This is a genomic window from Clostridium sp. CS001 (genome assembly GCF_020443565.1).
Lineage (GTDB): Bacteria > Bacillota > Clostridia > Clostridiales > Clostridiaceae > Clostridium_AD.
The window spans coordinates 57,862-74,681 of sequence record NZ_JAIZZN010000019.1 but is presented as its reverse complement, the minus strand read 5'-3'; the positions used below and the strand labels follow the sequence as shown (position 1 = coordinate 74,681).

18 protein-coding genes and 1 pseudogene are annotated in these 16,820 nt (G+C 31.6%); 9 read left to right on the top strand and 10 right to left on the bottom strand.

Features of this window, described 5'->3' with window-relative positions; translation table 11 throughout:
* Positions 1-279: pseudogene (locus LGK97_RS13075) on the bottom strand (transposase); the annotation flags it as partial.
* A gap of 623 nt (positions 280-902) precedes the next feature.
* On the opposite strand from LGK97_RS13075, the gene LGK97_RS13070 reads away from it, so the two are divergent.
* The 6 genes from LGK97_RS13070 (at position 903) to LGK97_RS13045 (ending at position 5,080) form a co-directional block, all read left to right on the top strand.
* Positions 903-1,424, top strand: a complete 522-nt coding sequence (locus tag LGK97_RS13070; protein ID WP_226260211.1) for a ClbS/DfsB family four-helix bundle protein — start codon at positions 903-905, stop codon at positions 1,422-1,424.
* A 36-nt stretch (positions 1,425-1,460) separates the two neighbouring features.
* The gene (locus tag LGK97_RS13065; RefSeq protein WP_226260210.1) at positions 1,461-2,216 is read left to right on the top strand and encodes a metallophosphoesterase family protein; all 756 of its coding nucleotides are present in this window, start codon (positions 1,461-1,463) and stop codon (positions 2,214-2,216) included.
* A 19-nt stretch (positions 2,217-2,235) separates the two neighbouring features.
* Positions 2,236-2,697 carry a hypothetical protein gene (locus LGK97_RS13060; RefSeq protein WP_226260209.1) on the top strand — a complete coding sequence of 154 codons (462 nt, stop codon included), beginning with the start codon at positions 2,236-2,238 and terminating at the stop codon, positions 2,695-2,697.
* Positions 2,698-2,782: 85 nt separating this feature from the next.
* On the top strand, positions 2,783-3,337 hold the full coding sequence (locus tag LGK97_RS13055; protein ID WP_226260208.1) for a GNAT family N-acetyltransferase: 555 nt from the start codon (positions 2,783-2,785) through the stop codon (positions 3,335-3,337).
* A 102-nt stretch (positions 3,338-3,439) separates the two neighbouring features.
* On the top strand, positions 3,440-4,321 hold the full coding sequence (locus LGK97_RS13050) for a phosphotransferase family protein (RefSeq protein WP_226260207.1): 882 nt from the start codon (positions 3,440-3,442) through the stop codon (positions 4,319-4,321).
* A gap of 225 nt (positions 4,322-4,546) precedes the next feature.
* Positions 4,547-5,080, top strand: a complete 534-nt coding sequence (locus tag LGK97_RS13045) for a cache domain-containing protein (protein ID WP_226260206.1) — start codon at positions 4,547-4,549, stop codon at positions 5,078-5,080.
* Positions 5,081-5,204: 124 nt separating this feature from the next.
* Here the strand turns inward: LGK97_RS13045 and LGK97_RS13040 are convergent, their stop codons facing one another.
* The gene (locus tag LGK97_RS13040) at positions 5,205-5,519 is read right to left on the bottom strand and encodes a demethoxyubiquinone hydroxylase family protein (RefSeq protein ID WP_226260205.1); all 315 of its coding nucleotides are present in this window, start codon (positions 5,517-5,519) and stop codon (positions 5,205-5,207) included.
* Positions 5,520-5,810: 291 nt separating this feature from the next.
* On the opposite strand from LGK97_RS13040, the gene LGK97_RS13035 reads away from it, so the two are divergent.
* Entirely contained in the window at positions 5,811-6,692 is an 882-nt protein-coding gene (locus tag LGK97_RS13035; RefSeq protein ID WP_226260204.1) for a radical SAM/SPASM domain-containing protein, read from the top strand.
* Positions 6,693-6,909: 217 nt separating this feature from the next.
* Here the strand turns inward: LGK97_RS13035 and LGK97_RS13030 are convergent, their stop codons facing one another.
* Together LGK97_RS13030 and LGK97_RS13025 are read right to left on the bottom strand one after the other, a co-directional pair.
* Positions 6,910-9,459, bottom strand: a complete 2,550-nt coding sequence (locus tag LGK97_RS13030) for a YhgE/Pip domain-containing protein (RefSeq protein WP_226260203.1) — start codon at positions 9,457-9,459, stop codon at positions 6,910-6,912.
* Positions 9,460-9,640: 181 nt separating this feature from the next.
* On the bottom strand, positions 9,641-10,204 hold the full coding sequence (locus LGK97_RS13025) for a TetR/AcrR family transcriptional regulator (RefSeq protein ID WP_226260202.1): 564 nt from the start codon (positions 10,202-10,204) through the stop codon (positions 9,641-9,643).
* Between the two features lie 240 nt (positions 10,205-10,444).
* On the opposite strand from LGK97_RS13025, the gene LGK97_RS13020 reads away from it, so the two are divergent.
* Entirely contained in the window at positions 10,445-11,089 is a 645-nt protein-coding gene (locus LGK97_RS13020; RefSeq protein ID WP_226260201.1) for an undecaprenyl diphosphate synthase family protein, read from the top strand.
* A 259-nt stretch (positions 11,090-11,348) separates the two neighbouring features.
* Positions 11,349-11,522 carry a uracil-DNA glycosylase gene (locus tag LGK97_RS13015; RefSeq protein ID WP_226260200.1) on the top strand — a complete coding sequence of 58 codons (174 nt, stop codon included), beginning with the start codon at positions 11,349-11,351 and terminating at the stop codon, positions 11,520-11,522.
* Positions 11,523-11,629: 107 nt separating this feature from the next.
* Here the strand turns inward: LGK97_RS13015 and LGK97_RS13010 are convergent, their stop codons facing one another.
* The 6 genes from LGK97_RS13010 to LGK97_RS12990 form a co-directional block, all read right to left on the bottom strand.
* Positions 11,630-11,845, bottom strand: a complete 216-nt coding sequence (locus LGK97_RS13010) for a hypothetical protein (protein WP_226260199.1) — start codon at positions 11,843-11,845, stop codon at positions 11,630-11,632.
* A gap of 61 nt (positions 11,846-11,906) precedes the next feature.
* Positions 11,907-13,466: an ATP-binding protein gene (locus LGK97_RS13005; protein WP_226260198.1), complete on the bottom strand. Its 1,560-nt coding sequence runs from the start codon at positions 13,464-13,466 to the stop codon at positions 11,907-11,909.
* Positions 13,467-13,709: 243 nt separating this feature from the next.
* Positions 13,710-14,375 carry an NAD(P)/FAD-dependent oxidoreductase gene (locus LGK97_RS13000; RefSeq protein WP_226260197.1) on the bottom strand — a complete coding sequence of 222 codons (666 nt, stop codon included), beginning with the start codon at positions 14,373-14,375 and terminating at the stop codon, positions 13,710-13,712.
* A gap of 63 nt (positions 14,376-14,438) precedes the next feature.
* Positions 14,439-15,104: a hypothetical protein gene (locus tag LGK97_RS12995; protein ID WP_226260196.1), complete on the bottom strand. Its 666-nt coding sequence runs from the start codon at positions 15,102-15,104 to the stop codon at positions 14,439-14,441.
* Positions 15,105-15,496: 392 nt separating this feature from the next.
* Entirely contained in the window at positions 15,497-15,622 is a 126-nt protein-coding gene (locus tag LGK97_RS19820) for a hypothetical protein (protein WP_264175038.1), read from the bottom strand.
* A gap of 60 nt (positions 15,623-15,682) precedes the next feature.
* The gene (locus LGK97_RS12990) at positions 15,683-16,687 is read right to left on the bottom strand and encodes a peptidoglycan DD-metalloendopeptidase family protein (RefSeq protein ID WP_226260195.1); all 1,005 of its coding nucleotides are present in this window, start codon (positions 16,685-16,687) and stop codon (positions 15,683-15,685) included.
* Positions 16,688-16,820: the final 133 nt, after the last annotated feature.

Below are 16,820 nucleotides of genomic sequence, written 5' to 3'. Positions count from 1 at the left end.
TTTTCGTCCCATTATCAGCGCTGCTTGCTTTAAAATATCATTTTCCATCAGCAATTGCTTATTTTCTTTACGAAGACGTAGTAGTTCATTCTCTTCCATGGTTCGATTATCTTTAGCCTTGAAAGACCCAGATTCGCTATAATCATTTAACCACTTAATTATTGTAGATTTTGCGATTTGATATTCTCTTGCTATATCTGAGGTTGATTTACCATTTTGCTTAAGAGCTACTATTTGCTTTTTAAATTCCTCTGTATAATTTTTTGTTTTTCCTGCCATGATATTTTACACACTCCTTTTTATCTATTATATCATGATCGAATGTTTACTGTACAATTTATTATAATCTATCCAAGCTGCCAAAAACAATAATATCCTATGATGATTTATGTATTAGCTGGGACAGGATAAAGCAAGAAATTCCTCAAGCTAAAGATGCAGTATCTTCACCTAATAATGATGTTTTAGCAGTTTTAACTCCAAATAAATTGTTGATTTATTCTAATCCTAAAAATAGTATTGACAAACCAGCCTTGAGTATTGATGTTGATAGTAATGAAAGTATTATTCTTAACCAATGGTCAACTGGTGAGTATGTGGATAAATGGAACAAGCAAATAAATAATTATTAATGATAATTTTCAAGTGGTTAGTATTTGTTGCCGACGAAAGTTTAGTGAAAACATGCCACATCAACTAACAAATTTTTATAGTCCATCTTAGCCGGTGGACTATTTTTATATAGCAATGTGTAAGTTTATTACTTATAATCTATATATAGGCTAGATTGTTGAAATTAAAAAATATTTATATAATCAAACATCGAATCATATAGGGGGGGTGAGAATTAGTAACTCTAGGTGAAATTGGTTATAATGTAAATTTGAAAACGGGGTGTAAAAGTGACAGAATACCAAAACAAACAAGAATTGATTTTAGAAATTTCAAATCGCGGAAAATTATTTATAGAGGAATTTAACGGTATTGATGAAAAAGATAAAGATAGGTTAATTGATGGAGTTGATAGAACACCTGCTCAAATGATTGCTTATCAATTGGGTTGGCTGAATCTGATTCTTGATTGGGATAAGCAAGAACAGCAAGGACATATCGTTATCACTCCAACTACAGGCTACAAATGGAATAACCTCGGTGGTTTATATGAAGCTTTTTATAAGCAACATGAGGGATATACTCTCAAAGAGTTATGCACTATGTTTATAAAGGCAGAACAGCAAATTATAGAACTGATTAACAGTTACACAGATTTCGAATTATTTCAGCAAGGCGGAAGAAAGTGGTCATCATCAACTGCCTCTAATTGGCCTATATGGAAATGGATTCACATCAATACTGTTGCACCGTTCAAGTCCTTTAGAACGAAAATACGAAAGTGGAAAAAGTTACAACAAGGATATAGATAAATTAATCTTTATCAACAGGAGGAGGGTAACTATTTTATGAGAATTGCAGTCGTCGCTGATATACATAGTAATATTGTTGCTTTTGAAGGAGTATTGAAGGACATAAATAATAAAGATATAGACATGATTTTTTTTCTCGGTGATTATATTTTTGGAGGTTACGGTTCAAATGAAGTTGTTGATTTATTAATGCATTACAAAAATCAAAGCCAAAAACATTTAATTATATCAGGTAATATTGATGAGTTAATAGCTCCCATAGAAGAAAATGCCCATTGGATATATCCAGTAAATAAACAAATATACAATGAATTAGGAACAGAACGCGTATCATTCTTGAAGTCTCTCCCATCAAATATTCTAATAAAAGAGGAAGGAATCTCTATATATTTGTGCCATAATCCGTCAGAAACAGAAGTCTTTACAGTAGTTGATGATTTAAAAAGAGAAAACAATATTCCTAATATGAGATCACTTGCTGATATTGCTAATAGCATGGAAAGTGATGTTTGTATTTTTGGACATTATCATTTGTTCATGGATGAAGAAGTCAATGGAAAGAGGTTTATATGTCCTAGTTCTGTAGGAATGCCATTTAATGGCGATCCCAGAGCACAATATATTATATTAGATCTTTTGCAAGGCAACATTACAACATCAAGGCAATATGTTGAGTATGATAGATTAAAACTAGTAGCGGATTTTGAGAAAAAGGAGTATTTTGAAAAATATAGAGATTGGTCCATGAATATTGTTACTACTATATTGACAGCATATAATTACATTGCCTAAAGAGGAGATGAACATCGTAATGAAAAAGATACTTCCTTATGCTTTTATTATTTTAGTAACCATTATCTTTAGCATCGTTATGTTTTATCCACGAGAATTAACTCAAATTACTGGTAAAGAAATAAATGTAGATATTAATACGAATTTAAAAATAATCTATAGACAATCTATTTTAGAGGGTGGAACTACTGTTGATAGCTATAACTCAAATGATGCTAAAGAAATAGTAAGATTTCTTAAATCACATAGATATGTAAAAATGGCCTATGTAAACTACCAAAAGTTTGACGATATGGATGTCTATAGTATATCAATCAAAAGTGATAAAAATGAGCTTTTGAGAATTGCAACAAGAGGAAGTGGCCACCTTTCGATTATCGATAAATATGGAAGATGGTCAACTTATAGAGTTATAGATGGTAAATTTGATTTAAAGTTTCTTGAAACTTTTTATAAATCATTGAGTAAAAACGTTAATTAGAATAATAAAGATTTTTATTATTAAATGGAAAAAAGATTATTTCAAGAAAATCCTCTATCTTCCATGGCTTGAAAGGAGATTACCAATGCTAAAAAATATTTACGACGAATGCCCACTATATATAAAAGACCTCATTACACTAAGACAGACCACCTCTGAGGACATATATCAGCTGCTAAAGTGTTATTCTGATGAACAAGCTGTGCCTTTTTTCAACGCTGATAATTGCCACGGTGATGACTTCCATTATACCTCAATCGAAAGAATGAAACAGGCAATTGACTTTTGGGATTATTCCTATAAAAACAAGTATTTTGTGCGATGGACTATTATTGCAAATGATACAAATGAAATCATTGGCACCATTGAAATGTTCCACCGAATCGCAGATGATGAATTTAATCACTATGGCGTATTGCGAATAGACTTACAAAGTAAATATGAAAGTCAAAACTACATTGATAATATTCTGCAAATCGCTAATGAACATCTTCCAAAAGCTTTTGATGTTAAGTTTATTCTTACAAAAGCTATTCCAGATGCAAAAGAGCGCATTGCATCATTAAATAGGGAAGGTTATTTACTACTAAACAAAAAACTCGTGATTTATGATGATTATTTTATAAAGAAAATGTGTTAAATTAATAAAACAAGTACTATAAGCATTATAATAGCAAACGAAGTCTACTAAGTAAAAGTGGTACTTAGTTTCATTTTAATAATCAGGAGGAGTGCTTTTATCATGATAAGAACACCTAAATGGAGAGAACCTTTAATAGACCCTTTTAACATTGCTTTTTCAAATAAATTAAAGCTAAAATCAATAGAAGGATACCCTCATGCTGGCAATGATGTGTTTGAATGCAATGGTTTTTATAATGAAGAACCTTTAACATTCTATTTAAAAGTTGAAAGACAAGAGGATGCTGATATAAACAACGAGGTCGAGATAATAAAAAAATTGCAAAACTCATTAATCCCTGTTCCAAAAATATTAGATTTTAATATTAATAGAGATTGTTCATTTATAGCTACAGAAACAATAATAGGTGACAGATTATCTACTATACTATCCAAAGAAGATTCATGTAATAGCCTTAAAAAATCATTAATGTACATGAAGAAATTCGGAGAAGGTTTAGGTAAAATACATTCCCTAAATATCCAGTGGAAACAAGCAAAAATGAGAAGGTTTCACGGATGTTTACCACTGGAAAAGATAACAGAAGATAGAATTTTAAAAATAGCTAATTGGTTAAATAACAATGATCCAAAAGAAAAAGAAAAAGTGTTTATTCACGGTGATCACCATTACGCTAATTTGTTATGGAATAATGATAAAATAGCAGCTGTACTAGATTGGGAACTTTGTGGAATAGGTTGGAAAGAATTTGACATAGCTTGGTCACTAATTTTACGCCCCTCACAAAATTTTTTAAAAACAAAAGAGGAACAAATTTCTTTTTTAGAAGGCTATGAAACCCAATGCTCATTTAACTTAAATGACTTTAATTATTGCAAAGTATTAATCTATCTTCATTTTTATGATATTGGAAAAAGGATTGGAGATATTAACTACACTGAATTTGTTTATGAAGAGATGGAAAAAATCACCTTGTCATAGGTTAAACCATAACCTTTCGTTTATTGCTTATTTTGCATAGCATTTTAGAATATATATAAAGAAATACGTGAACACGTATTACACAATTGATAAGAATGATATAGATACCTACGGGAAAATAGTTGGAAAGTTGAACACTTCTCCACAAATGATGGTTATAAATATTTATTTAATACTTAATATATAATTTATAGAACTTACTATCTAATATAAGGAGGGAACAACTTGAGAAAATTAAAGTTTATAATATGCATATTCCTAGTATTTTTACTTTCAGGATGCGGGCTAAAGGTTAACATTCAAGCATCAAATAACAATTCAAATATTAACACTACAGTAGACAAAAATTTAGGTGATACTACTATAAATATATCATCAACAGATCTTGCAAATATTAAGGACAAACTAGCTGCCCTAGAGAAAGAATTAGCCAAAGATAATAATAAAGATGCTATTTTACAACACTTAAACGACTTTAAAGAAAAATCTGGTCTTAATATGCTATCTGTATATTTCGGTGATGAACTAGGTAATTTCTACTTATTTCCCGAAGTAACCTTACCAGCTGACTATGATGCTAGAGAACGAGTATGGTATAAAAATGCAAAGGAAAATGGGGCCTATATCTCTGATTCCTTTACAGACCTTTCAACTACTAATAAAATAGTAGCTGTAGCTAAGGCAGTCTATAAGGATAAAAAATTAATTGGTGTGGTTAGCATTGATTTAATCTTAGAAAATACTGCTGAATCTAAATGATAACTCTCAATGATATAAATTACTGCCATAAAAATAATAAGACCGCAGGGTCTTATTATTCTTATGGCAGTAATTATATTGCTACTTACCCAAGTACACAATTTAACTTTAACCGAGCTCTTGATTACTGCATTGGTTGCTGGAAGTTTTGAGACTTCTGATCCTTAATTTTCTGCTTGCCTTCTTCAATAAATTGAGTGTCCTTTGGAGATAACATACCTAAAACTTCTTCAAGTTCCCCAACATGTCTTCTTTCCTCATCTGCAATGTGATATAGAACCTTCTTAACTCTGTCATCTGCTGTAGACATTGCATGTGCTTCATAACCTATGATAGCTTCATATTCACCGGTTATGTCCACACGAATGGCTTGAGCTAGTTCTTCATTTGACATTTGTCTTGGTACGTTTGCAACGAATGGATTTCCTAATAACGCCATAACACCCTTCTCCTTTTCCATTTTAAATATATATTTAGCTTAATACTTAGTTATTATTCATTTATAATTCTAGGAGAGATTAACATTTTCTATTATATATATCAACTTAGTATTTTAAGATATTTTTTTATAATCCATCATAGTTTATACTCTTTTTATGCTACAATCTATATGAATGTTATTATAAAAGAATCACCTTACCATTTAGGTGCTCATCATATTGGAGCACCCAAAAATGCAATAGTTTCTGATGGTCCCTTCCTAACGTCTATTTATGATTGGAGTTATTTAATGAAGAAATTTAAAAAGTTTTATATAGAAATTACAAATGTATGTAACCTTTCCTGCAATTTTTGTCCTCAAACCTGTAGATCTCCTGAATTTATGGAAATAAAGACCTTTAGTAAAATATTAGATCAAATAAAACCTCACACAGACTATATATATTTTCATGTTAAAGGAGAGCCTCTACTTCACCCCAATTTAGGTGAGTTTTTGGATTTAAGCTATAAAAAAGGTTTCAAAGTTAACATAACCACCAACGGAACTTTAATTCGCGAAGTTTGGGACAAAATAATCTCAAAACCTTCACTAAGACAAGTTAATTTTTCCTTGCATAGCTTTGATGGTAATGAAGGCGCATCAAATAAAGATGACTATATCAATAACATTATCGCCTTTGTAAAGGAATCAATAGCTATCACTGATACTCTATTTTCTCTAAGATTATGGAATCTTGATAAAGACAATGTTACAAATGCTTTAGCCAAAAAAAATAGTACCTTGCTTTTGACAATTGAAGAGGCCTTCAACCTTCCTTATAAAATTGAAGAAGAAATACATCCAGGTAGAGGCATTAAACTTTGTGATAAGGTCTATCTGAATCAAGATCATGAATTTCAGTGGCCGGATTTAAAGGTTACGGAAGACAATAGTCCTGGTTTTTGTTATGGTCTTAGAAATCAAGTGGCTATCTTAGTAGATGGAACAGTAGTGCCTTGTTGCCTTGATGGAGAAGGCGTTATAAATCTAGGTAATATCCATAAATCTCACTTCTCTCAAATAGTTGAAAGTGAAAGAGCAAATAACATTTTTAATGGTTTTTCTAGGAGAGAAGCCGTTGAGGAATTGTGCAGAAAGTGTGGCTACAGAACAAAATTTAATCAAGAATAACAGGAACATCTTAAATTAAAAGACCACAGGCTAATTTAAATAAATTAGCCTGTGGTCTTTTGTATATCACCTTATCTTTTTAACAACATTTTGAAAGCTTCAAGTCTGCTATCTTCTATAAGTGGCAGTTGCCTAGCCCAGAAAAGTTACTTTGGTGGCAGTCTAAATCTGCTTCCAAAGTTGTTAATATTGCAGCACCGAAGGTGATGATTTAATACTATGCTCTTATAACTTCTGCTTCATCTTTTCTATCTTGTATTAACTTTTGCACTTTGTCTGCATGTCCCTTCATCAATATTGATATGAATAAGAATACAAATAACATTGCTCCAAGTACTATTATATCTTTTGTAAGTACACCATAGTCAACACCTGATATTACTTCCCTTAACCCAGATACTGCATAAGTAAATGGCATAAAGGGATTTAAAACCTTAAATAATGTAGGCACAACTTCTAATGGGAATGTACCTGCACAAGAAGTAAGTTGAAGTATTAATAATATAATTGATATTAATCTTCCCACTTGTCCAAGTAAGAATACCATACATTGAATAATGGCTATAAATACACAGGACAAGAATATATTAAATAGGAAATATAATATTACATTGTTTGGTCTAAGACCTAATAACATTACAGCTCCACTTGCAAGTACTGCCTGCATAAATCCTATAGCTCCGTAAGACAAAAACTTACCTGCAACTACAGATGCTGGACTTGCATTAATATCGTCATCTACCTTATCAGTGATTACAAAGAACATCATCAACGCTCCTACCCATAAGGATAGTGGAATGAAGTATGGAGTAAACCCTTCGCCATAGGTTTTAACAGGATTCACTGCCTCTTGATTTACAACTACTGGTTCAGAGAATGTAGCTCCCATAGTTTTACTGTCGTTTTTCAAACTGCTATTAAGATCACTATATCCATCTGTAAGCTTTTCATTAAGTTCTTTAGAACCATCTGTAAGCTTTATCATACCATCGTCTAACTTGTTAGCTCCATCGTATAATTTAGTTACCCCATCTTTGAGCTCAGGTAACTTTCCAGTTAAAGTACTGATTCCTGATGTAATCTCAGCTGACCCTGCACTTAGTTTTGAGGTTCCCTCTACTAGCGCTGGCATTTTTTCATGTAGCTGTGTTAGCCCTCCTGATAAAGCCATTGAACCACCAGCTAGCTTTTCTACACCAGCAGTTAGATCTGGAATCTTATTATTAAGCTGTGAAAGTCCATTTCCAAATTCACCATTCATAGCAGCATAAAGGGTATCAAGTCCTCCACTAATTTGTGTTGCCGCTCCTATTGCTGTACCTGTTTTTTCTGCAAAGCTACCAGCTCCTTTTGAAAACTCATCGGCACCTTTTGCAAAGGTAACAGTACTTTGCGCAAATTCTTTTGATCCAGCTACAAAAGCTGATGATCCTTGTTGTAATTGTGCTGACCCTTCTGATACTTTATGGGCACCAGTTTGAAGTTCATTCATCATTGCTAAGTTTTTCTCATCTGTTGAAGCCTTATTTAATGAGCTTATCGTAGCTAAAAAGTTTTGCATATTAACATCTTGCTTAGCCTCTGGATGAGCTTTTAAATACTCTCCAAGCTGTTTATCTAAAGCCTGCGCAAGTGCTGCTTGAGATTTTTTATTATTATCTAATAAAGCATCTACTCCTGTGGAAACTTTTAAACTTCCATCCTTAAGAGCCCCTATACCCTTTTCCATTTGTCCATATCCTGCATTAAGTTTTGCTGAACCTTCTGTAAGAAGTGCACCGCCATCATTAAGTTTTGTTGCTGCACCAGACAGCTGAGTCGCTCCTTCTTTAGCTGCCCCAAGGCCCAATGCAAGTTGTGATGCTCCCTCCTTAAGTTTTCCAGTTGAGGGTACAATTTGAGTTTTATATGCATCATTAAGTTTTTGTACCCCAGTTGCCATTGTTGGCACTTGGTCATTAAGTTGTGATATACCATTGTTTAATTGACCTGCACCACCATAAAGTTGATTTATACCACTTGCCATAGTAGGCACCTGAGAATTAAGTTCTCCTAGCTTACTAGTTAATGTATTAGAACCTACCAGTAACTTACCTACTCCATCTACCATCTCTGGAATGTTACTATTAAGTTGTCCTACTCCATCTTTTAACTTGCTAGTCCCATCTTTTGCAGTAACTAATCCATCAGATAACTCTTTACTTCCATCAGAAGCTTTTTTCATACCATCTTTAACTTCATACAAACTATCAAATACTTCAATTGTATATTCCTTTGACATACTTTTAGTTAATTCTGACTTAAGTTGATCTAGTACCTTACCATTAATCTGTGCTGCTAAAAAATTTCTTTTTTCATTTGCGCTGTATAGTATTGTAGCTTGCTTTGGTTTTCCTTTAGTAGCGCTTAGTGCGTTTTCCGAGAAGGTTTCTGGAATAACCAGCATTGCATAATACTTCTTGCCATTAAGTCCCTCTTCCGCTTGCTCTCTTGAAACAAATCTCCAACCTACTGATTGCTTTTCTTTGAGATTGTCTACAAAGTCTTGCCCAAAGTTAACCTTTTCACCATCTTTTATACTTCCCTTATCTTGGTTTACCACAGCTACAGGCATATCTTTAATCCTAGCATATGGATCCCAAAAGGCATTAAGGTAAAGTAAACTATACAAAAGTGGAACTATAATAATTGCTATTACTGATACTCGTATGAATCTATTTTTAAATATGCTTGAAATATCTCTCCCAGCTACCTTTAAAAAATTCATATTATCACCTCATCCTTTATATAAAATTATTTTTGTAACAGTTTTATTAATGGTGTTTTGTCGACTGACCAGTCAGTCAACATTTATATTCTACGCTTTTTTATAATAAAGTCAATATTTTTTTCAAAAAAATAAAAACAGCGAGAAATTCTATTGCCTAGAATTATCTTACTGCTTATTTTTACTTTATTCCATTTAACAGATGCTGCATAAAACTATCCGTAACTTCATCCAATTTCATTCTATCATTTTTGATGACATTATACGCTGCCACCGAAACCAATGTTCCAAAATACATATACGTCAAAAGAGAAGATTCACATCTTTTTATAGCTCCATCATCCATAGCCATCACTAAAAACTCCTCGATATCCTTCATGTATCCATTTAATAGTTCCCTCAACTCAGAATGCCTAATCTTTCCACCCCACGCTTGACTAATTACAACCTTAAATAAATCTTTATTTTCATATACCAATTTTAACTGCGCTTTGGTTAATTCTCTTAACTTAAAAGTATAATCACCATTGCCCCCAACTATAATTTCTATTTGCTCTGTAAGCAAATTTACTCCTTCAGTAATTATGTATTTAAAAACCTCATCCTTACTTTTAAAGTAATAATAGACGGTGCCTTTAGCTACTCCAGCACTTGCTGAAATCTCATCCATAGTAGCTCCATCATATCCGTTAACAGAAAAGATTTTAATTGCCGATTGAAATATAGCTCTTTTTGTTTTGTTCATTACTTCACCCCAATTAATTAAGAAATTTATTTTACCACTAAAGTCATCCACGTACTAGAGAAGTTTTAAATAATGATATACTATATTACTGGAAAATGAAAGCACTTTTATACATTATGTAGAATATTCCTTTAGTTTTGTTAATTATCCATACATTTTATGAACAGCGTGGATTAATATATCAATATTGGGGATACTATAATTTATACCTTAAAAAAATTTACAAATAGAGGTGCTAACATGCGAATACCTACTCATATCGGCGTTATCCCTGATGGAAATAGAAGATGGTCTGTTGACAATGGACTATCAAAAGATAAAGGATATACCTTTGGGCTAGATCCTGGTTTGGCTTTGTATAAAATTTGCAAGGGCATGGGAGTAAAGGAAATAACCTACTATGGCTTCACTACTGATAATACAAAAAGGCCATCTTTTCAGAGAGAAGCCTTTGTTAAGGCTTGTGTTGATGCAGTAAAGCTATTAAGTACCCAAGATGCCGATTTACTAGTTGTAGGAAACAGTGACTCACCTATGTTTCCTAAAGAACTTCTTCCTTACACCACAAGAAAAACCTTCGGCAAGGGTGGCATAAAACTAAACTTCCTTGTGAATTATGGTTGGGAATGGGACTTAAGTAATCTTGATCAAAATAAAAGTAGCAACAGAAAAAATATATTTAACTGTATAAAAACAAATGATATCTCCAGAGTAGATTTAATTATTCGTTGGGGTGGAAGACGACGTCTTAGTGGATTTTTACCCTTACAATCTATATACTCTGACTTTTACGTTATAGATGATTTCTGGCCAGACTTTAAACCTGACCAGTTATTAAGTGCTCTAGATTGGTATAATGAGCAAGATGTAACCCTTGGTGGTTAGGGTTACTTTGGTGGTTAGGGTTACTTTGGTGGTTAGGGTTACTTTGGTGTTAATCTAAATCTACTTCCAAAGTTATTAATATTGCAGCATCGCAGATGATGATTTAATGGATATATGTTTTAAAATAAAACTATATCTATTTTTTTATGGACTAAAAGATGTTATTATTAAATTAAACTTGATATTTATTAAACTTTATTATATTCAAGTCCAAATATTATATTTTTATAATGTCAATTTTATTTTAAAGGGGATATTTATGGCTAATGAGAAAATAAACTGTCAAAAGTGTATATATTTCTACGTAACCTGGGACCCGTCATTTCCAAAGGGTTGTAAACTTTATGGTTTTAAATCTATGAACTTGCCTTACATACTAGTAAAACAATCAACTGGGTTACCTTGTGATAAATTTACGCCACGAGAAAAATAATTTAATTTTGTGTAAAATCATTAATAAATTTAAAATATAAAATAAAGCGTATAACTATAGCTTATAAGATACACCTATAGTCATATGCTTTTTAAATCCCTTAAATACTAATCAATAATCGTTTCATTTTGCTCAATTACTTCATAGGCATAAGAATCAATTGCTTCTTCCCTTATGGTTCCATCCTTATTAAGACCAGTAACTATAGTTGGTATGTTTACAAGCTTGCTGTCTATTCCGTCAACTTTAATATACCTATCTAATCCATTCTTTAGCTCTTCAAGCTCTTCGCTACCAATTTCTCTTCCCTTCATTCGTCTCAATTTTCATCTCTCCTTTTAGATATTATGCTATCCATATGGAGAGGCTACTATACTTTAAATTTTATATGAACTGTTTTGTTTTGCTTACAACCTTATTAAGTACATTAGCTAATTGTTCTAAATTATAAGGTTTTTTAATACATCCTTTAAATCCATAAGCTTTGCAATCATTCATTGCCGCGTCGCTACTATACCCGCTTACTACTATAGCATTTACTTCTTTATCTAGTTCTAAAAGCTCTGCAATGGTTTCTTTTCCACCCATACCTCCGCGTATTGTTAAATCTATCATTACTGCATCGAAAACATTATTTTGTATTATTGAATCTTTATAGGCTTTAATAGCCTCCTCGCCGTTTTTTACTAGTTCTACTTCATATCCTATTTCCATGAGCATAAGTCTATTAATTTCTCTAATATTCTTATCATCATCCATTACTAATACTTTTCCTGTACCTAATATTACCTTTTCACGTTTAACTTTATCATTTATAACCTCTTGCTCAGATGCTCTTAAATAAATATAAAAACTTGTCCCCACTGATATCTCGGATTCTACATGAATATATCCATTGTGTTTAGCAATTATTGAATAACTAGCTGCAAGTCCTAACCCTGTACCGTTAGTCTTCGTAGTAAAGTAAGGCTTAAATATTCTATCCATATCCTCCTTAGAAATACCCATTCCCTTATCTCTTATTTCTAGCATTATATATTTTCCTTGCTTAATATTCCTTTTATTACCTCCCTCTACATATACATTAGTAGCGTTTACTTGAATAATCCCACCCTTTGGCATAGCTTGTCCTGCATTTATTAGTAAGTTATTAATAACTTCCCGAATTTGGCTTTCGTCTACTTCCACAGGCCATAAATCCTGGGCAATAGAGAAAATACACCTATTACTAGACCCACTTAATACCATAGCAGCAGTCTTCTTAATTAAACCCTTTATATTTATTGTTTTCTTAATTGGCAATTCATCCTTTGAAAAACTCATTAATTGTTGGTTAAGATCTTGTGCTTGTGCTATTAACTTTTCAATTTGCGAGAACTTATTGTTAACTTTATTAGTAATTATATTAAGATACCTTTTAATAATATATATATTTCCTAGTATTATAGTTAATATATTATTGAAATCATGAGCAATACCTGCTGCAAGAATACTTAAAGAGTTTATTTTTTCAAGTTTTACTAATTGCTCTTCAGAAAAACTTTTTATTTCCTCTAGTTCCTTTTGCATTTCATTTTTTGCCCTTACGTAACCGCTTACATCTTTAATAATTAACCTAATTCCGTTACAATAATTGTCCTCATTAAGAATTTTCTTAAATATTAATTCAAGAAAGCAACCTTCTTCGTCGCTTTGAATTGCTTTTAAATAAACTTGCTCATTATGATTACTTAAATAGAACTCTTGAGTTTTTATACTAAGCCATATTGGTATGGCGAATTCACTTTCATTATTAGCATAACTGTCTTTAATGGGCTTAAGTCTTTTTATTATTGACTTTGCCTCATTGTTTAAATAATTAATTTTAATATGTTTATCAAAACATATTATTGGAATAGGTAACTGTTCGTACTCAATAAATGTGACCTTCATGTCTAATTCCATTGATTTTAGCCCCCCAATATTAATAAATTAAAAATTTATACTCATTTGTCTTTTTAAGTTCTTTATTATCAACTTTAATAGATACTTTATGGTTTCTGTAAACATTATACCATTAATCCCATTTATTTTCATATATTTATTTTATTATTTAATGTTTTTTCCCATTTAATGTATATAAAAAGAAACAGCATTAAGAATATTAAAAAATATTCTTAATGCTGTCTTATTATAGTGAAATTCTTTTTACTTAATAGCTTTGCTAAGTATGTCCTGTTTAAATCGTTCTATCCCTATTCTCTCAATAAAATCCCCGAGTTTTTCTCCCATATCTCCATTTGCCTTGTAATATTCTATTAAGGTGTCAACTACAATAAGTACTTGTTCCTCCGTTAATTTCTCTGCAATAATATCAGCAACTCTCGGATTGTACCCTCCACTACCACCTGCAACTACAAGGTATCCTTCTTTGTCTCCGATTACGCCTATATCCCTAGCATAAACACCGGTACAAGCATTTCTGCATCCTGCTACTCCAATTTTTGTTCTGCAAGGCATTTCCATTCCATGATAGCGCTTATCGAAAAACATACCAATTTTTAAGGAATTTTGTTTTGCTCTTTTACAAAAAGCTGCGGGACACATGTGAATATTTTTTACTGAGTTTACTGATTTAACCGCAGGCTCCATGCCTAGCTCTTCCCATACCTTTGCAACATCTTCAGGTTCTAACCCTAGTATTGCAATTCTCTGCCCTGAGGTCATCTTTAAGATTCCCTTATATTTTTGAGCTACTTCAGCTATTTTTGTAAGTTGTTTTGAGGTTATAAATCCTCCTGGAATATGAGGTGTTACACCATAAGTTCTTTTTCCATCTCGCACCTTTTGAAGCACAGCAAATTTAGGTTCCATAAAATCTCCTCCTATTCCATGGAAGGATAATAACCAATAATTATCTTCCATACTACATTTATTTTAATTTACTTTTTTAATTTGATTTACTCCTATTATACCACTATGCTCTAAACCTTCAATAAAATTATAAGTAAATTTATCATTAAGATTCTCAATATATGCTTTTATCCATATATGTCTAAGATTATAAAATACATTTACATCTCCACTTACATTTTCCCAATAAGCTTTATGAATGCAACTTGTAGTTTCCCATTCAAAGATGTCACTTTCGGACTTTATAATTCTTGTTACTCTATCACAAGGCATACCTTCTAATAAATAATTATTAAGGGTATTAAATAATTCTTCTGGTGTTTCTAATATTCCTTTTTCCTTTGAACTTTCTCCAATAACTTTCCCCTGAGTTATAAAGCATTGCTCAGCAATGACTTCTGCTTCTTTCTCATATCTCTTAGCCATTTGTGTTATTATATAGGCTGTTCTAGTTTCAACTTTAGTAATTTTATCCTGTAACCATCCATGTATATTTGATGTATCAATTATATCTTCGATTTTTTTAGTTGTGTCTATAGGTGTTCCAAAAGCTAGTGACTCTTCTACAACATTCTTTGCAATATCATTATATTTATCTATATAAGCTTCTTGTAAGCTTTTTTCTAATTCCTCTGCCAATATAATCTTATTAAATAACCATGTGTGAATAGGTGCTAAAAAAGCGCTCATTATTATTCCTCCAATATCTATTTATTATCTTTAATCTATATATTAATAATAATGCATTTTACCTAATGTATCAGTAACTTATGTTACCATATAAGTTATTACTATAAGTTAATTATTATTTTAGTAATATCTTATATGGACCCTTCTTTTTAAATATCATTAAATCATCACCTGCGGTGCTGCAATATTAACAACTTTGGAAGCAGATTTACCTCTGGGTAGGCCTCTGGGGTAGATAACAATTCTCAATTGTTATCCTGCCACCAAAGTAACTTTTCTGGGCTACGCAACTGCCACTTATAGGAGATGGCAGACTTGAAGCTTCCAAAATGTTGTTAAAATAAAAAGAGCACTAATGCTCTCTCTATTTAAACTTAAATAAACCAACTTAGTTATTCCTCAAATCTTATTGCTGATTTACGTTTTGCCTTCTTCATTTCAGAGTCTTCTATTATCTCTGGCTTTTTAGGTTTATTGTTTTTTTCTTTTGCTGGTGTTTTCATTTCTTTATATGGCATAAAATCACTCCTTTATAAAGTATTTTTTACTTTTAAAAAAATTTTATTCATATATATTTTTTACTTTATATAATTTTCAGGATTTATAGGTTCTCCATTTTTCCTTACCTCAAAATGCAAATGGGGTCCTGTACTATTCCCCGTACTTCCCACTTCTCCTATTTTCTCACCTTGATTTACAACTTCTCCTTTTTTCACAGTAATGGCACTACAGTGCGCATATGTAGTTTCTACCTTATCTCCATGATCCATCTTTATTACATTACCATAGCCATCCTGCCAACCTGCATATGTAACTGTTCCATCTAATGCAGCACTTATTGTAGCACCAAGATTCGCTGCTATATCAATTCCCTTATGCATCTTTCCCCAGCGCACACCAAAGCTTGAACTTATGCTACCCCTTGAAGGGGTATTCATATAGGCAACATCAAGGATTACCGGTTTATTAGTTCCAATTAATATTTCTTTACTTTGCATTGGTGTCACTATTTCTGACTTTAAAGGCTTTTCTGATGCCAAGTTATTGTTAAGAAATATTACTTCATTGGTCACCTTCTTTATTCCATCTACACCGCTTAATTGAACCTTGCTTGCTCCACTCATTAATTTATCAGAGGATTTCATTATTGTGGTATACTTAACCACTTGATCTTTAATTGTATTGCCAACTACCCTAACAGTTATAATTGGCTTTTGTGCCTTACTATTGTATTTTATTATTGACTGAGTAATTTCATCATTTTCATATAAATTACCTATTCTAATCTTTGCAAATTCATATGTAATTTTATTATCTATATTTATTTCTGTAATAGTATTTAGTTTTGCATTTTGAGAATAATAATCTTTTATAGAATTTAAAACTTCTTTCCCTTGTTTTTCACTAACTACATATGCCAATTTTTTATTATCTGATTTCATTAGAAATGCATCAACTGTTATATTAAACCTTTTTAATATTTCTTTTTTAAAATTATCATCTGTCATAAACATAGTAGCAGTAAACAGTAATGTTATAAGTATTACACATATATTGTTTCTGTTTCGTTTTAAAGCATTCAATTTCATACCTCCTATGGCACTTACTTAATATGCCCTTTATATCTAATAATAAACATTATTGAAATATATTTTTTTATTTCTATGTTTAACTATATGGTATACTATAAGTTGAATAATAAAATTTCTATAAACT